The organism is Stenotrophomonas muris, assembly GCF_052751275.1.
This window is the reverse complement of the sequence record NZ_CP199879.1, coordinates 4,081,951-4,098,932: the sequence shown is the minus strand read 5'-3', so window position 1 is coordinate 4,098,932 and position 16,982 is coordinate 4,081,951. Positions and strand designations below refer to the sequence as shown.

The 16,982-nt window shown below is 63.7% G+C and carries 22 protein-coding genes; 7 read left to right on the top strand and 15 right to left on the bottom strand.

Going from position 1 to position 16,982, the window contains the following annotated elements; genetic code table 11:
• Window positions 1-20: 20 nt before the first annotated feature.
• Window positions 21-341 (bottom strand): DUF6122 family protein, encoded by a 321-nt coding sequence (locus ACUVWL_RS18975; RefSeq protein ID WP_005411369.1) that lies wholly within the window; start codon window positions 339-341, stop codon window positions 21-23.
• 37 nt (window positions 342-378) lie between these two features.
• Window positions 379-2,268: an arginine decarboxylase gene (speA, locus tag ACUVWL_RS18970; protein WP_445978666.1), complete on the bottom strand. Its 1,890-nt coding sequence runs from the start codon at window positions 2,266-2,268 to the stop codon at window positions 379-381.
• Window positions 2,269-2,459: 191 nt separating this feature from the next.
• On the opposite strand from speA, the gene speE reads away from it, so the two are divergent.
• Window positions 2,460-3,314 carry a polyamine aminopropyltransferase gene (gene speE, locus ACUVWL_RS18965; RefSeq protein WP_008268330.1) on the top strand — a complete coding sequence of 285 codons (855 nt, stop codon included), beginning with the start codon at window positions 2,460-2,462 and terminating at the stop codon, window positions 3,312-3,314.
• A 124-nt stretch (window positions 3,315-3,438) separates the two neighbouring features.
• Here speE and ACUVWL_RS18960 read toward each other — a convergent pair whose 3' ends face one another.
• A complete protein-coding gene (locus ACUVWL_RS18960) occupies window positions 3,439-4,344 on the bottom strand; it encodes an aspartyl/asparaginyl beta-hydroxylase domain-containing protein (protein ID WP_032954620.1) in 906 nt (301 codons plus the stop codon).
• A gap of 436 nt (window positions 4,345-4,780) precedes the next feature.
• On the opposite strand from ACUVWL_RS18960, the gene ACUVWL_RS18955 reads away from it, so the two are divergent.
• Window positions 4,781-5,440, top strand: coding sequence for an RIO1 family regulatory kinase/ATPase domain-containing protein (locus ACUVWL_RS18955; protein WP_049406658.1), 660 nt, complete (start codon window positions 4,781-4,783; stop codon window positions 5,438-5,440).
• Between the two features lie 126 nt (window positions 5,441-5,566).
• On the opposite strand, the gene ACUVWL_RS18950 is transcribed toward ACUVWL_RS18955, so the two are convergent.
• Window positions 5,567-5,905: a P-II family nitrogen regulator gene (locus ACUVWL_RS18950; protein ID WP_005411374.1), complete on the bottom strand. Its 339-nt coding sequence runs from the start codon at window positions 5,903-5,905 to the stop codon at window positions 5,567-5,569.
• A 154-nt stretch (window positions 5,906-6,059) separates the two neighbouring features.
• On the opposite strand from ACUVWL_RS18950, the gene ubiK reads away from it, so the two are divergent.
• Together ubiK and arr are read left to right on the top strand one after the other, a co-directional pair.
• Window positions 6,060-6,311 (top strand): ubiquinone biosynthesis accessory factor UbiK, encoded by a 252-nt coding sequence (gene ubiK / locus ACUVWL_RS18945; RefSeq protein WP_169411303.1) that lies wholly within the window; start codon window positions 6,060-6,062, stop codon window positions 6,309-6,311.
• Window positions 6,312-6,437: 126 nt separating this feature from the next.
• Window positions 6,438-6,872: an NAD(+)--rifampin ADP-ribosyltransferase gene (gene arr / locus ACUVWL_RS18940; RefSeq protein WP_014648712.1), complete on the top strand. Its 435-nt coding sequence runs from the start codon at window positions 6,438-6,440 to the stop codon at window positions 6,870-6,872.
• Here the strand turns inward: arr and ACUVWL_RS18935 are convergent.
• The 4 genes from ACUVWL_RS18935 to ACUVWL_RS18920 form a co-directional block, all read right to left on the bottom strand.
• On the bottom strand, window positions 6,865-7,311 hold the full coding sequence (locus ACUVWL_RS18935; RefSeq protein ID WP_241887322.1) for a DUF4279 domain-containing protein: 447 nt from the start codon (window positions 7,309-7,311) through the stop codon (window positions 6,865-6,867). The two genes, arr and ACUVWL_RS18935, sit on opposite strands and share 8 nt — an antisense overlap.
• Window positions 7,312-7,495: 184 nt before the next feature.
• Complete coding sequence (locus ACUVWL_RS18930; protein WP_445978665.1) at window positions 7,496-7,984, bottom strand: hypothetical protein; 489 nt, start codon at window positions 7,982-7,984, stop codon at window positions 7,496-7,498.
• Between the two features lie 312 nt (window positions 7,985-8,296).
• A complete protein-coding gene (locus ACUVWL_RS18925; RefSeq protein WP_032958808.1) occupies window positions 8,297-8,653 on the bottom strand; it encodes a CPCC family cysteine-rich protein in 357 nt (118 codons plus the stop codon).
• A gap of 389 nt (window positions 8,654-9,042) precedes the next feature.
• Window positions 9,043-9,645, bottom strand: coding sequence for a DUF998 domain-containing protein (locus tag ACUVWL_RS18920; RefSeq protein WP_126411454.1), 603 nt, complete (start codon window positions 9,643-9,645; stop codon window positions 9,043-9,045).
• Between the two features lie 627 nt (window positions 9,646-10,272).
• On the opposite strand from ACUVWL_RS18920, the gene ACUVWL_RS18915 reads away from it, so the two are divergent.
• Both ACUVWL_RS18915 and ACUVWL_RS18910 read left to right on the top strand, forming a co-directional pair.
• Complete coding sequence (locus ACUVWL_RS18915) at window positions 10,273-10,629, top strand: hypothetical protein (protein ID WP_049441958.1); 357 nt, start codon at window positions 10,273-10,275, stop codon at window positions 10,627-10,629.
• Between the two features lie 45 nt (window positions 10,630-10,674).
• The gene (locus tag ACUVWL_RS18910) at window positions 10,675-11,205 is read left to right on the top strand and encodes a cold-shock protein (RefSeq protein WP_134971904.1); all 531 of its coding nucleotides are present in this window, start codon (window positions 10,675-10,677) and stop codon (window positions 11,203-11,205) included.
• Between the two features lie 52 nt (window positions 11,206-11,257).
• Here ACUVWL_RS18910 and ACUVWL_RS18905 read toward each other — a convergent pair whose 3' ends face one another.
• The 5 genes from ACUVWL_RS18905 to ACUVWL_RS18885 all read right to left on the bottom strand — a co-directional run bounded on the left by ACUVWL_RS18905 (window position 11,258) and on the right by ACUVWL_RS18885 (window position 13,658).
• The gene (locus tag ACUVWL_RS18905; RefSeq protein WP_136191752.1) at window positions 11,258-11,815 is read right to left on the bottom strand and encodes a hypothetical protein; all 558 of its coding nucleotides are present in this window, start codon (window positions 11,813-11,815) and stop codon (window positions 11,258-11,260) included.
• A gap of 78 nt (window positions 11,816-11,893) precedes the next feature.
• Window positions 11,894-12,301: a hypothetical protein gene (locus ACUVWL_RS18900; RefSeq protein WP_136191751.1), complete on the bottom strand. Its 408-nt coding sequence runs from the start codon at window positions 12,299-12,301 to the stop codon at window positions 11,894-11,896.
• A gap of 26 nt (window positions 12,302-12,327) precedes the next feature.
• Window positions 12,328-12,768 carry a hypothetical protein gene (locus ACUVWL_RS18895; protein WP_049441965.1) on the bottom strand — a complete coding sequence of 147 codons (441 nt, stop codon included), beginning with the start codon at window positions 12,766-12,768 and terminating at the stop codon, window positions 12,328-12,330.
• Window positions 12,769-12,810: 42 nt separating this feature from the next.
• Window positions 12,811-13,149, bottom strand: a complete 339-nt coding sequence (locus ACUVWL_RS18890; RefSeq protein WP_134709220.1) for a hypothetical protein — start codon at window positions 13,147-13,149, stop codon at window positions 12,811-12,813.
• A gap of 110 nt (window positions 13,150-13,259) precedes the next feature.
• A complete protein-coding gene (locus ACUVWL_RS18885) occupies window positions 13,260-13,658 on the bottom strand; it encodes an Imm10 family immunity protein (RefSeq protein ID WP_101766221.1) in 399 nt (132 codons plus the stop codon).
• A gap of 754 nt (window positions 13,659-14,412) precedes the next feature.
• Between ACUVWL_RS18885 and ACUVWL_RS18880 the strand changes: the two genes are divergently transcribed.
• Window positions 14,413-15,918, top strand: a complete 1,506-nt coding sequence (locus ACUVWL_RS18880; RefSeq protein ID WP_445978664.1) for a YifB family Mg chelatase-like AAA ATPase — start codon at window positions 14,413-14,415, stop codon at window positions 15,916-15,918.
• Between the two features lie 25 nt (window positions 15,919-15,943).
• Here ACUVWL_RS18880 and ACUVWL_RS18875 read toward each other — a convergent pair whose 3' ends face one another.
• Window positions 15,944-16,378: an NUDIX hydrolase gene (locus ACUVWL_RS18875; RefSeq protein WP_049408006.1), complete on the bottom strand. Its 435-nt coding sequence runs from the start codon at window positions 16,376-16,378 to the stop codon at window positions 15,944-15,946.
• A gap of 93 nt (window positions 16,379-16,471) precedes the next feature.
• Complete coding sequence (locus ACUVWL_RS18870; RefSeq protein WP_041863926.1) at window positions 16,472-16,861, bottom strand: hypothetical protein; 390 nt, start codon at window positions 16,859-16,861, stop codon at window positions 16,472-16,474.
• Between the last annotated feature and the right edge of the window lie 121 nt (window positions 16,862-16,982).

Here is a 16,982-nt window from a genome sequence, read left to right as displayed (position 1 = left end):
GAGCAGGTGTTCGCTGCAAATCAACGATGATGCATCCACCAGCAATCAATCGCGTCCAGCACGATGTGGATGATCAGACCGATACCGAACAACCGCGTTTTCTTCGGCACGCACAGCCCGGCATAGACTGCGATGGCCGGTGCGGTGTGCAGCGGGTGGAACCCGATGCTGCAGCGGTTCGGTGCATAGATCGGGTCGGCCAGCAGATGGTCCAGGTCGATGATCCAGCCCAGCAGCATCAGCAGCCACGCCGAGGCAAAGCGCTTGCGCCAGAACAGCCATGCCAGCAACGCTGGCACGGCGGCATGCAGGAACAGGTGGAAGATCGCGCGCGCGCTCATCGGCAACGGTGGCGCCGGGCAAACCCGGCGCCGTCCATCACACCAGCGGTTCGTCGGACAGGTAGGTGTAACCGGTCAGGCCGGCTTCCAGCGCGTCCGACAGTTCCTGTGCGCGTTCCGGCGACAGCTGCGCTGCAGCCACGCGCTGCGCATAGGTCGCACGCAGTTCGTCCAGGCGGTAACCCACGTAGTCCAGCATCACGTCGGTGGTGTCGCCGCGGCGCTGCTGGGTGATGGCATAGCCATCGGCATCGGCCAGCACTTCCACCGCGTCGGTATCGCCGAACAGGTTGTGGATGTCGCCCAGGATTTCCTGGTAGGCGCCGACCATGAAGAAGCCGATGCGATAGCTCTCGCCCGGCCTCATCTTGTGCAGCGGCAGCGAGCTGTCCAGGCTCTCGTTCTCGACATAGGTTTCCACCATGCCGTCCGAGTCGCAGGTCATGTCGGCGATGATGCCGCGGCGGTCCGGGGTTTCATCCAGGCGCTCGATCGGCACGATCGGGAACACCTGGTCGATCGCCCACACGTCCGGGATCGATTCGAACACGCTGAAGTTGACGAAGTACTTGTCGACCAGGCGCTCGTTCAGTTCGTCCAGCACCGGGCGATGGCTCTTCTCGTCGTAGCTCAGGCGCGCGCGCACGCCGTGGGCGATGGCGTAGAACAGGTCGTCGATGCGCGCACGCTGCGGCAGATCGATCTGGCCCAGCGCGTAGCTGGCCAGGCCTTCGGCATGGAAATGCTGCGCTTCCTGGAACAGTTCCACCGCCGGGCGCACGTCCAGTTCGTCGTGGATCTCGCGCAGGTGGCGGATCGCTGCCGGCTCGTCGTCGTGCTGGTCCGGCACGCGGCCTTCCTGTGCCTCTTCCACTTCCGACACGTTGGCGATCAGCACCGCGTGGTGCGCGGTCATTGCGCGGCCGCACTCGGTGACGATGCGCGGCGGGGTCAGGCCGAACTCTTCGCAGGCATTGGCCAGCGGCTGCACGATGTTGCTGGCGTAGGAATGCAGGCCGTAGTTGATCGAGCAGAAGCTGCGCGAACGGGTACCTTCGTAATCCACGCCCAGGCCACCACCCACGTCGACGTGGGTGATCTTCGCGCCCAGGCGCGACAGCTCCACGAAGTAGCGGGTGGCTTCGCGCATGCCGTTGGCGATGTCGCGCACGTTGGAGATCTGCGAGCCCATGTGGAAGTGCAGCAGGTTCAGGCAGTCGGCGTACTCGGTGTCACGCAGCGACTTCCACAGGTCCAGCAGCTGGCGCGGCGACAGGCCGAACTTGGCCTTGTCGCCACCGCTGTTCTGCCACTTGCCGGCGCCCAGCGAGGCCAGGCGCATGCGCACGCCCAGGCCCGGCTTCACGTCCAGCGCTCTGGACTCTTCCAGCACCAGCTTCAGCTCGGACGGCTTCTCGATGACGATGAAGGTCTGCAGGCCCAGCTTGCGGCCGATCAGGGCCAGGCGGATGTACTCGCGGTCCTTGTACCCGTTGCAGACGATCAGGCCACCCGGGCGGGACAGCGCCAGCACGGCCATCAGCTCGGGCTTGCTGCCCGCTTCCAGGCCGAAGCCTTCGCCGTGGTGGCTGGCCAGGGTGCCGGCCACGCCGCGGGTCTGGTTGACCTTGATCGGGTACACGGCGGTGTAACCGCCGCTGTACTCCCAGTCCTGCTGGGCCTGGGCGAAGGCCGCCTGCAGCTTGCCCAGGCGCTGGCCGAGGATGTCCGGGAAGCGCACCAGCAGCGGCAGCTTGGCACCGGCCGCGCGCGCAGCGTCCACCACCTTGGGCAGCGATACCACCGGGCCGTCCGCCCCGGTCGGTCTCACCACCATGTGCCCGGCCTGATCCACGTCGAAGTAACCGTCCGCCCAATGCGGGATCGAGTAGGTCTTGCGGGCTTGGTCGAGGGACCAATCGGTCATTTCAGTCGGCCTTGTTGGCAATAAAAGGGGGGGCATGATAACGCCTATATGCCCACAGGTTCGTTATCATGCGCGCCCGCGCCCGTGACAGGTTCCAACCTGAACGGGCCGATCCGTCCGGATGTGGCATCTGTGCCACGCGGCCCCGCCCGCCAGCCCGGCTCCACCCCTCCGAACAGGACTGTTTTCCAATGACTGACAGCAACAACTGGTACATCGAACACTTCGAGCGCACCGGCTCGGCCATCGGCTACCGCATCACCGGCAAGCTGGACGAGGTGCAGTCGCCGTTCCAGAAGATCGAGATCTTCCAGACCACCGACTGGGGCAACCTGATGACCATCGACGGGGCCATCATGCTGACCAGCAAGGACAACTTCTTCTACCACGAGATGATCAGCCACCCGGTGCTGTTCACCCATGCCGCACCCAAGCGCGTGGTGATCATCGGTGGCGGCGACTGCGGCACCCTGCGCGAAGTGCTCAAGCACAAGGGCGTGGAGAGCGTGACCCAGTGCGACATCGACGAGCAGGTCACCGTGATGGCGCGCAAGCACTTCCCGGAACTGTGCGACTCCAACGACGACGCCCGCGCCGAGCTGCTGTTCGACGACGGCGTGGCCTACATGGCCAACTGCCCGGCCGGCAGCGTGGACGTGGTGATCGTCGATTCGACCGACCCGGTCGGCCCCGGCGAAGGCCTGTTCAACAAGGCCTTCTACGAGAGCTGCTTCAAGGCCCTGAAGGACGACGGCATCCTGGTGCAGCAGTCCGAATCGCCGCTGATGCAGCTGGACCTGATCAACGAAATGCGCACCGAGATGGGCAAGGCCGGCTTCGGTTCGTTCAAGACCCTGCCGTTCCCGCAGCCGTGCTACCCCACCGGCTGGTGGAGCGTGACCATGGCGCGCAAGGGCGACAGCAGCTTCGACTTCCGCCAGGCCGACTCGGCCGCCAAGACCTTCAACACCCTGTACTACACCGCCGCGCTGCACACCGGCGTGCTGGTGACCCCGCCGTTCGTGCAGGCGGCATTGAAGGGTTGATCCAAACAAAAACCCGCGCTGGCGACAGCGCGGGTTTTCTGCTTTCTGTAGAGCCGAGCCCACGCTCGGCTGCTCTTCGGACAGGTTGCGGTAAACCCAGCCGAGCATGGGCTCGGCTCTACAGTCAAAGCGCCCAGATGCCCGCAATCACCGCCACCACCAGGCCCCACTTGATCAGCTGGTAGGCCACCACGCTGCGCTCGCGCAGCGCCTTGGCCTTCAGGCGCACCTTGTAGACACTGCCGAACGCCTTGTTGACGCCACCGGTCGGGTCACCCGGCAGGTTCGGCGATGCACCACCGGCCAGCAGCGTGGCCGCCACCGCGCGGTTGAACAGGCCCGGCAGGCCGAAGCGCAGCGGGCGGGCGATGTCGCAGAACAGGATCACCCGGTCCTGCTGCGTCTCGTTGTGCGCATGGTGGATGTAGGTCTCGTCGAACATCATCCACTCGCCGTCGCGCCAGCTCTTCTTGATGCCGTCCACTTCGATGTAGCAGGCATCGTCGTTGGGCGTGCTCAGGCCCAGGTGCAGGCGCAGCGAGCCAGCGAACGGGTCGCGGTGCGGGCGCAGCTCACTGCCCGGTGGCAGCTGCGCGAACATCGCCGCACGCACGTCCGGGATCGACTCGATCAGCGCCGTGGTCTTCGGGCACAGCGTCTTCGCCGACGGGTGCGACGGGCCGTACCACTTCAGGTAGAAGCGCTTCCAGCCACGACGGAAGAACGAATTGAAGCCGGCATCGTTGAACGTGCTGGAGGCAGCGATCTTCTGCGCGTCGCGCAGCGCCAGCGCCTCGTCGCGGATCATCTGCCAGTTCTGGCGCAGCGGCTCCAGCTGCGGGAACTCTTTGCCCGGGTCCAGGAACGGCGTGGTCGGCACCTTCGAGAACATGTACATGACCACGTTGATCGGGGCCATGAAACTGGAGTGGTCCAGCAGCTGGCGCGACCAGCGCGCGCGGACCTTGCCACGGAAGTGGATGTACAGCACGCAGGCCACGAACAGCGCTGCAATGACGATTTTGATGATCAAAGCACTTTCCTCCAGCCGCGGCCGGAACGGGAAACGGGGCGATGCACGGCCAGGCGGCCAGCACCGGTTCGGAACGCGGCAGGGGACGGGGACGTGCCGGACGGGGGCGGCCGCCGATGTCGCGGGTTAACAGCTTATGGTCGGCAGGGCGCGCGCCGGGGTCAAGCTGGACGTGCGTGGCGTTCAGCGCGCCGCCGATGAATGGGCTGGAAGCGCGCCCAACTCATTGATCCAGCGGGGCAATCCTTATAAGTGAGACGGAATTGTCCGATTCTGCGTGACGAACTGTTCCAGCCACGACCCCGACATTTCTCCGACAAATCGTGGAATAGCGAACTGGCGAGTACTAAAATTAACGAAAACTTAGTAACTCCCTGTAACACCGGTTCGCTTGACGCTTTGCGCCACCCACCGGGTCGTCCGAGACCCCGACATGCATCTTCCTGCTCTTCCCCCCTCCTCCTGCGGCAATGATGCCGCCTCCCCGCTGCTGCTCAAGCGCGGCGAACGTTTCCTGGCCCCCGACGTCTACCGCACCTGCCTGGACGGGCGCGAGGCGGTCATCAAGGACTACTCCCGCTACCGCGGCACTCCCGTTTCGCTGATCGCGCGGCTGATGGTGCGCCGTGAAGCACGCATGCTGCAGCGCCTCGGCGGCTGGAAGCATGCCCCCGCGCTGCTCGGCACCCTGGGCGGCCTGGCACTCGGCATGGAGTTCATTCCCGGCCAGACCTTGAGCACCGCGCAGGCCGTGGGCAATGAAGTGTTCGAGCAGCTGCAGCACGCGCTCAGCCGCCTGCACGCCGCCGGCATCACCCACAACGACCTGCATGGCACCAACGTGGTGGTCAGTGGCGGCGTGCCGGTCCTGCTGGATTTCACCTCCGCCTGGCGCGTACCCCGCTGGCTGCGCCGCGGCCCGCTGAGCCGGCAGATGCGCCGCAGCGACATGAAGAACCTGCTGAAGATCCGCCAGCGCGTGACCGGCCAGGCGCCGAGCGCCGCGCAGGCCGCACTGGTGGCCGACCCGGGCTGGGTCGCCGCCGTGCGCCAGGGCTGGAAGCGGTTCTACAAGTGGGCCAAGCGGCGGTAGGGGTCGAGCTCGCTCGACCGCTTTACCGCTCTTTGTAGAGCCGAGCCCGCGCTCGGCTGCTGTTCCTGCATCGCGCGAAATGCAGCCGAGCATGGGCTCGGCTCCTACAACATCCCGCCGAGCGGGTTACAACGCGTCCGCGTCCAACTCGCCGGTACGGATACGCACCACGCTGCCCAGGTCGTACACGAACACCTTGCCGTCCCCAATCTTGCCGGTGCCGGCGGCCTTCACGATGGCCTCAACCACCGCCTCCACCTGGTCATCGGTCACCGCCACTTCCAGCTTCACCTTCGGCAGGAAATCGACCACATACTCCGCGCCACGGTACAGCTCGGTGTGGCCCTTCTGGCGACCAAAGCCCTTCACTTCCGTCACCGTGATCCCGGTGACCCCACGCTCGGCCAGCGCTTCGCGCACGTCGTCGAGCTTGAACGGCTTGATCACCGCCATGACCATCTTCATCGTCTATCTCCTGTCTTCCGGCGTGGAGGATAGCGCCTGAACGCGGCCCGTGCGAAGCCGCTGCGGCCTGTCCGGGCAGTGGGTGCCGGCAGTATCCTTGTGCCCGAATGGCCTGCCCGCGCCGGATGCACGGGCCCACCCCACGGAGCACCCCATGATCGACCTGAATCAAATCGATGACCTCGCCCGTCGCCTCAGCGACCTGGTGCCGCCGGGCCTGCGCGAATCGCGAGAGGAACTGCAGGCCACCTTCAGGAGCGCGCTGCAGGCCGGCTTGGCCAAGCTCGACCTGGTCACCCGCGAGGAGTTCGAAGTGCAGCGCGCCGTGCTGCTGAAGACCCGCCAGAAGCTGGACGCGCTGGAAACCGCCGTGCGCGAGCTGGAAGGGCGCGGCGCCGCAGAATGAAAAAAGGAGGCGCACTGCGCCTCCCGTTTACAGATTATTTCCCGGATGGGGCCTTGCAGCAAGGCCCACCGGGCGCCCTAGACTCGCCGGCCTGTCGATCCGGCAGCACAGAGAGGGGCAGCAGCAATGGCACAGGACACCGACTGGACACCCGTTTCGCATGACACCTGCGACCAGGTGGCTGGGCCGTTCTATCACGGCACCCGCGCTGACCTGGCCGTGGGCGACTTGCTGAGCGCGGGCTTCCGCTCCAACTATCGCGACAGCGTGGTGATGAACCACATCTACTTCACCACGATTGCCAAGGGCGCCGGGTTGGCTGCGGAGATGGCTCGCGGTGAAGGGCGACCGCGCGTGTATGTGGTGGAGCCGACCGGGCCGTTCGAGGACGATCCGAACGTGACCAACAAGAAGTTTCCCGGCAACCCGACGCGATCGTATCGGAGTGCGCAGCCGTTGCGGGTGGTTGGGGAGGTTACGGAGTGGGAAGCCTACGACGCGGAGTTCGTTCGGCAGTTGAAGGCGTTTGTTGCTTCGGGGAGTGGGGAGATCATCAACTGATGGCCTGCTGGCGCTGGGCGTTGCGCACTTCTTCATCGGCTTCATAGATGTCCAGCCCGAGCTCAATGCCGCGCTCACCCAAGGCGAGCAGCGCGCGAGGCGAAAGCGAGACACCACCGTTGCTGCTGCACATGAAAAGGCCACAGAACAGATCAGGCCGGAAGCGTGCCAGAGCCTGCCATACGGCGAGATCGCCGGTGAGTTGATCGAGGATCTCGAAGATCTGAGCGTCCAGATCTTCAGGCTCACGACGCTCCGCATCAAGTTGCCAGCTTCCAGTCCTGGCGATACGCACGGTGCCTGATCGGCTGCCTCTGAGTTCCTGGCCCTTGTGATGCGATGCGGTCGGGGTCGCCCCGAGCAAGGCACTGACTTCTTCGGGTAGGAGGTCATCCCCGAAGAATCGGAGGGTTACCAGGGAATGATCGAATGCTGCCATGGGAATCCAGCTGTCCTTTTCGGAACGTATTCCAATGCGTAGGCCTCGTTGATGCCAGATTCCGGCCGGAACCGGACGACAGCAGCTTCGGAATAGGCCGAACCGGGGGAATCGGCTTGGGCTCAAACGGAGGGCTGGCCGGTCCCTACTTGAACATGTCCAAAAAGCCCAGCCGTAAAAATCATCAAGCCCCATCCGGAAGGCGGACCTGCGCCGCGCATTCTGCCGCAACGGACGCAACCGATGTGCCCTTCAGTCGTGAAAGTGCCGCAAGCGTACGTCGTTCATACGCCTCCGCGACTCCCGGATCTGGCTCGATGAACGGCGATGTGCAGATGTCCTCGACCTTGAATCCCTCGGTGGTCAATGCCAAGACCCGCTCTGGCGTTTTGGGCAATGCACGGGCTACCGCGTAATTGATGGATAGCGAGGCGCCCGCATCTGAAAACGGCTTTAGCGCAGCCGCAACCTCAAGCCATGCAGGATCGCCTGACTCGATGCCAGCGGTGACCTGCCCAAACTCCCGCTCGTGCTGCCACAGGTCCCAAAGCACCTTGCGCCCCCCTTCGTTGGCAACGCGATTGAGCACGGCCTGTGCCGAAGGGCGATCCGCCGCGACTGCAGCTGCGCTGGCAATCGCAAGCACGAGTAGGAGCACTGTCATGTTTCTCATGGGACCTGACTCCCTGATGGATGGACCCTTGGATCCGGTCATACGACCTGCCCACAAAGCACCATGTGGCGTACTTTCCCCTGATACAGCGCGATCCTAGGGTGGCTGGGTTCGGCCATCAAGCCGGCGCATGGCCAGATCCAGGCATAGGATCAGACGCCCCGCCAAATCCACGTTCAAGACATTTGGGCCATGTCCGCTACGGGTCGCTGGCTGGTCAGTGATCCACAGGAAATACCCTGCGCGAGCCAATGTCCGCTCTCGGCCAGTGGTGGACATTCGCGAACGCCATGAGTTGAGCCGCGAAGTGCTTCAGATCGAAAGAACGCCCAGCATCGACCAGTAAGCCTCCTTCTCGTACGAGACACTCTTGCTGTGCCAGTGATTGCCGCCCCTTAGAGCTTCGTAGTGCCCGATCTCCGTGCTGGACAAAGGGCGCCAGCCAGATCCGCGGCGAAAGCCGCTTGCGACCTCGACGCCAAGGGGGAAACTGGAAAGAGCATTCTGCTGCGCTTGCGCCAGAGACTCGCCGTTGGCTCCGCCGGTGGATGTGGGGTTGGCAAGTTGCACTCCGTCATCCTCCCAGTTGCAGATCGGACATATGGCATGGGACCCGTAGACGTCTTCCAGGGTCAGGAAGCCACACGATGGACAAGGCAGATCGATCATTGAGAACCAAGAACCTCAGGTAGACGAATCACTGGACTGGCAGGTGTCGCGTAGGGCTGAAGGGGACGAACGTCCGCTTCGGATCGAGAGCGGCCTCTAGCATTCCGGGTCGCGTTGTCTGGCGCCGGCACGTTTGCATTCAGCGAAGAGCGGGCATCAATCGCAAGAGCCTTCTCTGGGCGCGGTTGCGCTACTTATAGCAGAAGGCGCGCACGACCTTTCCCCTCTTGCCACCCGTGGTGCCAGCATCAAGGAACAGATGGTTGAAGAGCACCCACGGCTTGAACAGCGAGCACACTGGCATGAATCCCGAGAAGATCACCTTGAGCTGGGGCCGGAGAATCGAGAAGTCCTTGTTCGGCCCTCTATGTTCCTGTCGCGCGCCCCCATCAATGCGCAGCCTGCGCCTTCAGCGCGCTTGAATCCCTGCGCAGCAGGTACAGCGCAACCAGGAACGGCCACAGCGAGTTGATCGACGAGAACAGGCGCTGTGTCAGCCCCCTGAATCCCTCCGGATCCGCCCCCACCACGTTCAACCAGAGATAGACAATCCCCGCGATGCTCACCACAGCGGTCACGGCGTACGCCCTTCGGTTGGCCGACCACGCGCTCAGTTCGATGTGCGACATCGCCGGTGCAATGATGTTGGCGATACCGATGGTGTAGAAGCCGTGCATCGGATGGCCCATGGGCCAGAGCCCGTTGGTCAGCATGGAGATGCCAAAGATCGCCCAGCAGATTGCGCCTACGGCAATCCGCCGGCCGGACTCCCGCCATATCCCGATGGCAAACGCCACGAAGCCCACGCCGGAGCCGAGGGCGGCGATCCTGCCGCAGATGCTTGCAAGCGTGGGCGCCTGCAGCAGCTCGCTGGCGTGCTGCGCAAGCGGGTTGTAGCCCGGCGCGAACAGGGCAGCAACGCTGGTCCAGAACAGGAACCACGGAAGCGGGAGCAGACCCGCAGACAGAAGAAGTCGATTGCGGCGTAACACGTACAGTGATCCTTGTAGCGGCCTGCGCCAGTGGGTGGAGTCCGTTCAAACGCCGCAGAACCTTCCTGCTGCGGGCAGGACAGTTCCTGGTGACTACAGCAGTAGTCAGATTCTGCGTGACGCCCCACGGGGTCAATAGGCAGAAAGTCACTCACGCATGGAGGCGAAATACGCGGCATCCATCAGCGACCGTCGGACCAATGCTGTCGCATTTGCCGCGCCCTACATCTCTGACGGAAGGTTCTGACGACTCCGTTCCAGAAGTCCCGCTGCGCCAAGCACGCCAAGGCTCTCGCCGCTTCCGGTGCTATGCGACAATGCCAAAAGCGTCTCGGGTTTTGGCGGCATTGCCCCCCACCCGTTGGCATTCCGAACAACAGCAGGTAATCGTTACTGCGCCACCGTGCATCGGTGGTCGGGACTCGAAAGCCCGTTTTGTTGGGAAGTAGTTTGCGCTTGCCAGCCGGCACCACCGCGCGTGGTGCCGGCTGGCAATCCGTCTGCCGGCTATGGCGGGCGGGGCGTGGGGGTCTTGTACCCGCCGGTTCCCAACATCCGGTTTTCGAGCCACGCTCTGCCCGCCACCTTTATCGGTGGCGGCGTCCGCCTGCATGCACGGAGCCCGCCATGACCACGCCGCACTCCCCTCCCCCGCGCCCGATCCAGCAAGCGCCCTCGGCCGCTCCGGCCCCGGACCCCAACAGCCTCATCGCCATCCTGCGCGCCATCGGCGCGGGCGCTGCGGCCGATGGCCAGCCGTGGCCTGAGCGCCATCACCTGCGTGGCCGGCAGATGGCGTTGTCCGACGCCGACTGCGCACTCACCGGCCAGCGCATCGTGCAGGAGATCCTGCTGGCGGCCGAGCGCACGCGCCAGAACGGCGGGCCAGAGCAGTACGTGGGCGACCGGGTGATGGAGGGGCTGGTGATGGCCGATCTGGCGCTGACCGCCTTCATTCACGAGCGGATGCGACCCAAGGACTGAGCGCGCTTATCGCGCGGACCTTTCTGCCTGTGTGTGGGGTGACGAATGAAGAAGCTCGGCCTGGCCGCTGCGGTGATGTGCATCGCGGTGATCGGCGCGATGTGGGTGGATTGGCCCGAGCCTGCGGGCGATCAGGTGTGGGCCTACCAAAAGCTGCAGCCGGCCGATTACCGCCTGCTGCACAGTGATGCGCGCGGCTTCGTGACCGCGAAGGCCCACGAGGGCTTTGAACTGCACGCGCGCCATGCCGGGGCGACATCCTTCGAGATCCGCTGCAAGGGCGTGCTGGTGATGGACGTGGAGAACGCGCCCTCGCGCGTGCTGATCCGCATGCCTGCCGATGCACGGTGGCGCGCGCCGGACATCGAGCGTCTGCGTATCAGCTTCGAGCGTTGGCTGGATCTGCACCAGAGCCAGGGGCGGTTGCTGGTGGAAAGCGCGGGGCCTTCGTGGGTTGAGGCACGGTTTGGGTGCTTCAATGGGTTGGTGCTGGATGAGCAGCGGTGTCTGCTTGGGGCGCCAGCCGACCGCCAGGCCGCTCCCACCAATTACCTCAGCGCTGAAGTGCCCTCGTAGGCTGACGCTCACGGTTGCGCTGTGCCTGCACCGCATGCGGCACAGCAACTGGTCAGGGACCAAACCCCAGCGCCATCGCAACCACTTTCCCATCCCGAACGTAGAAGCAAATGCTCGATCCACCTTCCGAGAACCCACAGGTGCGCTCGACATCGAAGCCCCCCAGCGTTGCCTGCTCTGTCTTCCGCTGGCCATATCTGCGTGCTGTGCCGATGGCCTCGGACGCCGGATCACCCATCGCAACGCCTTTCAGCTTCACGCCGCGCAGGCTCTCGGTTCTACCTGCAGTGGGTTGCGCCGCGCTGATCGATGAAACGCGGATCTCATCAATGGTTCGGAACTGCGGAGCCACGTCAGGGTTGGAGGTGATCAGCACCTCCAATCGGGTAGTGGGATCCAGGTATCTACGCCGCATCAGTCCTGTGGCATCCACGACCAACTCGCCATCACCATAGCGGCGCAGGAAATCCCTCTCGCTGTAGACATGCGGGATGAAACTTCCATCGCGGAAGGCTTTCGATACAAAGTCCACGCGTGGATTCCCTGCGGGGAAGCCTGCTGCTGCAGGCAACATACCCAGCGCAATCAAGATGAGTCTGCGTGTCTTCATGACAACTTCGTCCATCCATCTGAAAGAATGATCACAGAGCATTCTTGACTCGGATAGCCCACTCGTTCCAGAGGCGTATCACCATTCCGGACGATAGCGGTCCTTGTACTCGTCTTGAATCAGTCCTTGGTTCACATAGCGCCCCTGATTGGTCCTCAGCACGTCCCGCGCGAACCTCAAGGCGCCGTCAACCGAATCAAACGTCCACTCGGTACCAAAGGGATGATCAGGATCCACCGCCTCGAACTCGTACACATCGATGAAGCCAGGCGCTCCATTGTCAAATACTTCGCAAAGACGAACCCTCCAGGCGTTCAGATTGGCCTGCTCAATGGAGACAAAGCGAATCACACGCTGATCCAACTCATATCGATCGGAGAGCAGCTGCTCGACATCGCGGCCCGCCGAAAGATTGCCTGTTACATCCAGATCACAAAGATAGCGCTGCAATGGATCCCTCATTCCGTTGAGAAAATTGACCAGCAAGTGAGCATCGGTGACTTCCGGAGCGACTAGGACGCCTCGCCCGAGGCATAGTGCCATGCACCCGACGATTGGCCGTTGTAACGGCTATCGATGTCCTCCAGCCATACCTTCAGATCCATCAGAAACCTTGCATGGTCGAAGTCCTTGAACTTCACCCTGCCCAGTTGCTCCGCCAACTGCTCAAGCAATTCGCGGGAGACATACCGCATTTTCTCCTTCATCGAGAGCGGAACGATGGTCGGCAGGTCAAGCATCACATCGGTATAGAACTCCGCCTTCTTTCGTCGAAACTGCACTCTTCGCTTGAAATCCAGCTCGGGATCTCGACACACGAAAAGCAATGCCACAGAAGCCACTTCGTTCCCGTAGCTCCTGGACTCGAATGTGGCGGAGCGCTCTACGTAATGACTTTTTATCCTGCCAACATGCGACTCCCAGTCGCAGTCCGCCACGAAGTTCAGTTTCATCAGTCCCACGCTCCATGTCAGTGCTGCGCGCGCATCCCGCACCTATTCGAGCAGGTCGTGTAGATCGATGCCAGACGGATTCACCAGGCGCTTCTCGCGACCCACATGGTGAAGCTCGAAGGTGCCTTTCTCTGAATCGATGACACGGGTGCCATCAAGCACCGCCAGAAACCCGAAGACCGCCGAACGGGCAGCTTCACCGGCAACGGCTCGCAACATGTCGGCTTCTACAGCGGACAAGCTGTTGAACCATTCGGACCGTGCCAACAGGTCTGGGGCCACCCGACGGCCCGGTGGATACGCCAGGTTCGAGATCGTACTACCCACGGATGATTCAAGCACATAGCGCTGGATAGCGGATACAAATTCGTCAGCTTTCATGCCACTCCCCCGGCTTTGAAAATGAGCCAGAACACATTCGCCTGTCCGGACCTGCTGCCTCTTGTCCCCGCTCAGCCCGCCTCTCGCAGGCAGTGCGGCACAGCATGAACTCAATCCCGTCCAGACGAGTTCAGATCAAGCGGAATACCCTCCGCAACACAGATTTTCCGCAACGCGGCCTCCAGCTTGCTGCCGTTTTCCAACGTTTTCAGTGTCACTGCAATCCCACCAGTGATCCCAAGCTTCCTCTGTGCACTTTCGGAGAGAGACAGCTCAAGCTCCATGCGCCGCAGAGAGATATGCACCAGACCGCCATAGCAAGGCTCAAGACCTCCACCGACCTCGATATGGGCGTGCGCCATGCCCAACTCTTCGTCCTGGTCGTCATACGCCTTCGCGTTCTGCAATACCACGTAACGAGACGGATTCGTCGAGCTGTCGGCCAAGCCAACTACGATGCAGTAGTCATCTTCCTCTATGGAAACGACTTCGGCCTTGAATCTGTACATTTCCCGGGTACTCCTGACATGTGGAAAACTCAATGTCTACTCCGCCGCTGTCCTGGTGCCGCTCTCAGCACGCAGGGTCGTATCGTTGTCACCCTTCCAGCCCACCTGGGTGCCACTCGCCCCGCCTGCGAGCCCATCCGTACTTTTGTCTGTTCCCCCGCCGCTCGGTCATCAAGGGCGGCGCCAACGTCAGGGGCGGTCTGTACTGACGGAAACCGAGCCGTCTTCCAGCAGGTGGACGCTTACATATGCGTCTGGCGGAGGTATCCGATCGATCGACGCCCCTGCGGGGAGAATGTCCCAACTTGTGATCGGGCCGCAGACTGTCCTATGCACCAAACGGCTGCTATCCAACCCTCGCTTGGCAAGCTCGGCCACAACTACTTCAGGCGGCTGGCGCTCGAAGCCCTTGTAGGCGGTGCACGTCTCTCCCGTCTGGCCAATGGGATACGTTGAACTCTCCACCTCATCCCGGCACCCCGGCAGGCCCATGGCGAGCGAGAGGGCCATCAGTACTCGAATGCACTGCATTTCAGCTCGCTCCTTTCCTTCACTGCCCTGTAGTACCCCTTGTCTGACGCAAGACCTGCGAGACCGCCATCCCAGAGCCGCGCTGCACAGATCATTTGCCCTCGATGCGCACGCTGCGCCCTTTGCAGGCAGAAATACCCCGAGACGCATTGCCGGCAAACCCCGATAGTCCCACGCAGATTACCTGCCGCACCATCAGGCGTCTTTCTGCAGGAATCCACACATGAGCCTGGCGCTGGTCCACAGCCGTGCCCGCGCCGGGGTCGATGCCCCGCTGGTGCGGGTGGAAGTGCACCTCTCTGGCGGCCTGCCTGCCACCCAGATTGTCGGCCTGGCCGAGACCAGCGTGCGCGAATCGCGCGAGCGCGTGCGTGCCGCGCTGCTCTGTGCACGCTTCGACTTTCCGCAGCGGCGCATCACGCTCAACCTCGCGCCTGCCGACCTGCCCAAGGAAGGTGGGCGCTACGACCTGGCCATCGCGCTGGGCATTCTTGCCGCGAGTGGCCAGGTCGATCCGCAGTCGCTGCTGCAATACGAGTTCCTGGGCGAGCTGGGGCTGACCGGCGAACTGCGGCCGGTGGCCGGAGCGCTGCCTGCTGCGATTGCGGCGGCTGATGCCGGCCGCATCCTGGTGGTGCCGCCCGGCAATGCCGCCGAGGCGGCGCTGGCCGAGCACGCGGATGTGCGCGTGGCGCGCACGCTACTGGAGTGCTGTGCCGGTCTGGGCAATCCGCGCCTGCTGCCGCCCGTGGAGCGCGTGGACACGACACCGTTGCCCCTGCCCGATCTGGCCGACGTGCGGGGGCAGGCGCATGCACGGCGCGCGTTGGAGGTTGCCGCAGCGGGGGGTCATCACCTTCTGCTGATCGGCAGCCCTGGCTGCGGCAAGACGCTCTTGGCTTCGCGCCTGCCCAGCCTGTTGCCGGATACCGAGGAAGCCGAGGCGTTGCAGATGGCCGCGATTGCCTCGGTGAGTGGCGAAGGGCTGGACCCAAGACGATGGCGGCAGCGGCCCTTCCGGGCACCGCACCACAGTGCGAGCGCGGCGGCGCTGGTGGGTGGCGGCAATCCGCCCTGCCCTGGCGAAATCTCGCTGGCCCATCACGGCGTGCTGTTCCTGGATGAGCTTCCGGAGTGGAACCGCAGTGCGTTGGAGACCCTGCGAGAGCCGCTGGAATCCGGCCACATCCGCATCGCCCGCGCGGCACGCAGCGTGCAGTATCCAGCGCGATTCCAGCTGGTGGCGGCGATGAATCCCTGCCCCTGCGGCTGGGCTGGCGACCGCAGCAACCGCTGCCTGTGCAGTGATGAGCGCATCAACCGCTACCGTGCGCGCGTGTCCGGCCCGTTGCTGGACCGTATCGACCTGCATATCAGTGTGGCCCGTATGGACGCAGTGGAGTTGCGGGAGAGCACGCCGCTGGGGGAGCCCAGTGCGGCGGTACGTGCACGGGTGGAAGCCGCCCATGCCAAGCAGCAGGTGCGTGGCGGGCTCAACGCGCATCTGCCGCCGGCGGCACTGCGGGCCTGTACCCGACTGAGCGAGGCAGATCAGGACATGCTGGAACAGGCCATCGAGCGCCTGCAGCTGTCGGCGCGGGCGATGCACCGGATTCTGCGGGTGGCGCGCACGATTGCCGATCTGGCGGGTTGCGAAACGATCCAGACGGCGCATCTGGCCGAGGCCATTGGCTACCGGCAGCTGGACCGGGGGAAGGCGAGCACGTAATCGCAGCGGGCAGAATCAGGCCGCGTCATGCGGGCACACGTTCAAAAAGATCCGGCAGCCATTCCGGCTTGAACAGGGAAGCAGGCTGTTCTCTCATCTCTTCTACGCGCCACCATTTCCACGCCCTGATCGTGGCATTTTCCTCCTCCGTCCACCCGTCACGCTGGATGTCGGGCTGGTTGGGGCTGCGGACCAGAAAATATTCTTCCAGCCATCGCGCGGGCGTTGATCGGGCGACCGCGTAGATGGCATCGCGCTTTTCCAGCCGCACGCCTATCGGCAGATCCAATCCGGTCTCCTCCCTGAGCTCACGCCGTGCGGCGTCCGCATATCCCTCCCCGGGCAGAAGCTCCCCGCCCGGTGTAGCCCAGAAGGGAGCGTGGTGTTCATCGTGATACCGGAACAGCAACACCGCATCCTCAGCAACGATCACAAGGCGTGCAGATCGTCTGATTTCCATCGTTTCCCGTCCTTACCAGCCCGCCCCAGAATAGGCCAAAAGCAGGCGGACCAAGAGAAAGCCATCAACGCGTGTCGATTCCTGGCCAGTGATTCACTTTCCCAGGATGGGCGCCTGTCGCCGGACGGCAACGGACGCCATGCGGCGGCTGACAAGGCCGAAGAGGTCCTGCAGTTCGGCTGCGCGCTCGGGCGTGCTGTTGCTGCCGAAAAGCACACGCGCCAGCGCGGCTTCACGGGTGTCATGCGGGAACCGCAGGCGGTCCCGGTACACCTTCTGGCACACCAGCCAGGCCCGGCGCAGCCCACCGCCGGGCAGCGGGCGGACCACGCGTTCGTAGACCTGCCAGAACTGGTACTCGCCCTGCAGATCGATCGCCGGCGCCACGGACAGAGCCTGCCGGGGCCGTCCTGGGCCCCGGATGCCGAACAACGGGGTTCGCGGGTTGTGCTGTGCCATGCCAACAGGATGACCCAGCAACATTGTGGGAACCTTGCGTCGCCGCCAGAAAACCCCTGTTGTTTGCGCAAGGCGGGTTTCTAGGCGGGTTTTGGGGATCAGAGCCCTTTGCTGCGCAAAGGGGTCTGACGCCGATCACGGGGTG

What these genes read in the sequence shown, in the direction of transcription:
- arr (WP_014648712.1), top strand. Translation starts at nt 6,438, where the DNA reads ATGGCACAGGACACCGACTGGACACCCGTTTCGCATGACACCTGCGAC.
- speA (WP_445978666.1), bottom strand. Translation starts at nt 2,268, where the DNA reads ATGACCGATTGGTCCCTCGACCAAGCCCGCAAGACCTACTCGATCCCG.
- ACUVWL_RS18905 (WP_136191752.1), bottom strand. Translation starts at nt 11,815, where the DNA reads ATGAAGACACGCAGACTCATCTTGATTGCGCTGGGTATGTTGCCTGCA.
- ACUVWL_RS18880 (WP_445978664.1), top strand. Translation starts at nt 14,413, where the DNA reads ATGAGCCTGGCGCTGGTCCACAGCCGTGCCCGCGCCGGGGTCGATGCC.
- ACUVWL_RS18950 (WP_005411374.1), bottom strand. Translation starts at nt 5,905, where the DNA reads ATGAAGATGGTCATGGCGGTGATCAAGCCGTTCAAGCTCGACGACGTG.
- ACUVWL_RS18890 (WP_134709220.1), bottom strand. Translation starts at nt 13,149, where the DNA reads ATGAAAGCTGACGAATTTGTATCCGCTATCCAGCGCTATGTGCTTGAA.
- ubiK (WP_169411303.1), top strand. Translation starts at nt 6,060, where the DNA reads ATGATCGACCTGAATCAAATCGATGACCTCGCCCGTCGCCTCAGCGAC.
- ACUVWL_RS18955 (WP_049406658.1), top strand. Translation starts at nt 4,781, where the DNA reads ATGCATCTTCCTGCTCTTCCCCCCTCCTCCTGCGGCAATGATGCCGCC.
- ACUVWL_RS18875 (WP_049408006.1), bottom strand. Translation starts at nt 16,378, where the DNA reads ATGGAAATCAGACGATCTGCACGCCTTGTGATCGTTGCTGAGGATGCG.
- ACUVWL_RS18870 (WP_041863926.1), bottom strand. Translation starts at nt 16,861, where the DNA reads ATGTTGCTGGGTCATCCTGTTGGCATGGCACAGCACAACCCGCGAACC.
- ACUVWL_RS18975 (WP_005411369.1), bottom strand. Translation starts at nt 341, where the DNA reads ATGAGCGCGCGCGCGATCTTCCACCTGTTCCTGCATGCCGCCGTGCCA.
- ACUVWL_RS18885 (WP_101766221.1), bottom strand. Translation starts at nt 13,658, where the DNA reads ATGTACAGATTCAAGGCCGAAGTCGTTTCCATAGAGGAAGATGACTAC.
- ACUVWL_RS18895 (WP_049441965.1), bottom strand. Translation starts at nt 12,768, where the DNA reads ATGAAACTGAACTTCGTGGCGGACTGCGACTGGGAGTCGCATGTTGGC.
- ACUVWL_RS18925 (WP_032958808.1), bottom strand. Translation starts at nt 8,653, where the DNA reads ATGATCGATCTGCCTTGTCCATCGTGTGGCTTCCTGACCCTGGAAGAC.
- speE (WP_008268330.1), top strand. Translation starts at nt 2,460, where the DNA reads ATGACTGACAGCAACAACTGGTACATCGAACACTTCGAGCGCACCGGC.
- ACUVWL_RS18910 (WP_134971904.1), top strand. Translation starts at nt 10,675, where the DNA reads ATGAAGAAGCTCGGCCTGGCCGCTGCGGTGATGTGCATCGCGGTGATC.
- ACUVWL_RS18915 (WP_049441958.1), top strand. Translation starts at nt 10,273, where the DNA reads ATGACCACGCCGCACTCCCCTCCCCCGCGCCCGATCCAGCAAGCGCCC.
- ACUVWL_RS18930 (WP_445978665.1), bottom strand. Translation starts at nt 7,984, where the DNA reads ATGAGAAACATGACAGTGCTCCTACTCGTGCTTGCGATTGCCAGCGCA.
- ACUVWL_RS18935 (WP_241887322.1), bottom strand. Translation starts at nt 7,311, where the DNA reads ATGGCAGCATTCGATCATTCCCTGGTAACCCTCCGATTCTTCGGGGAT.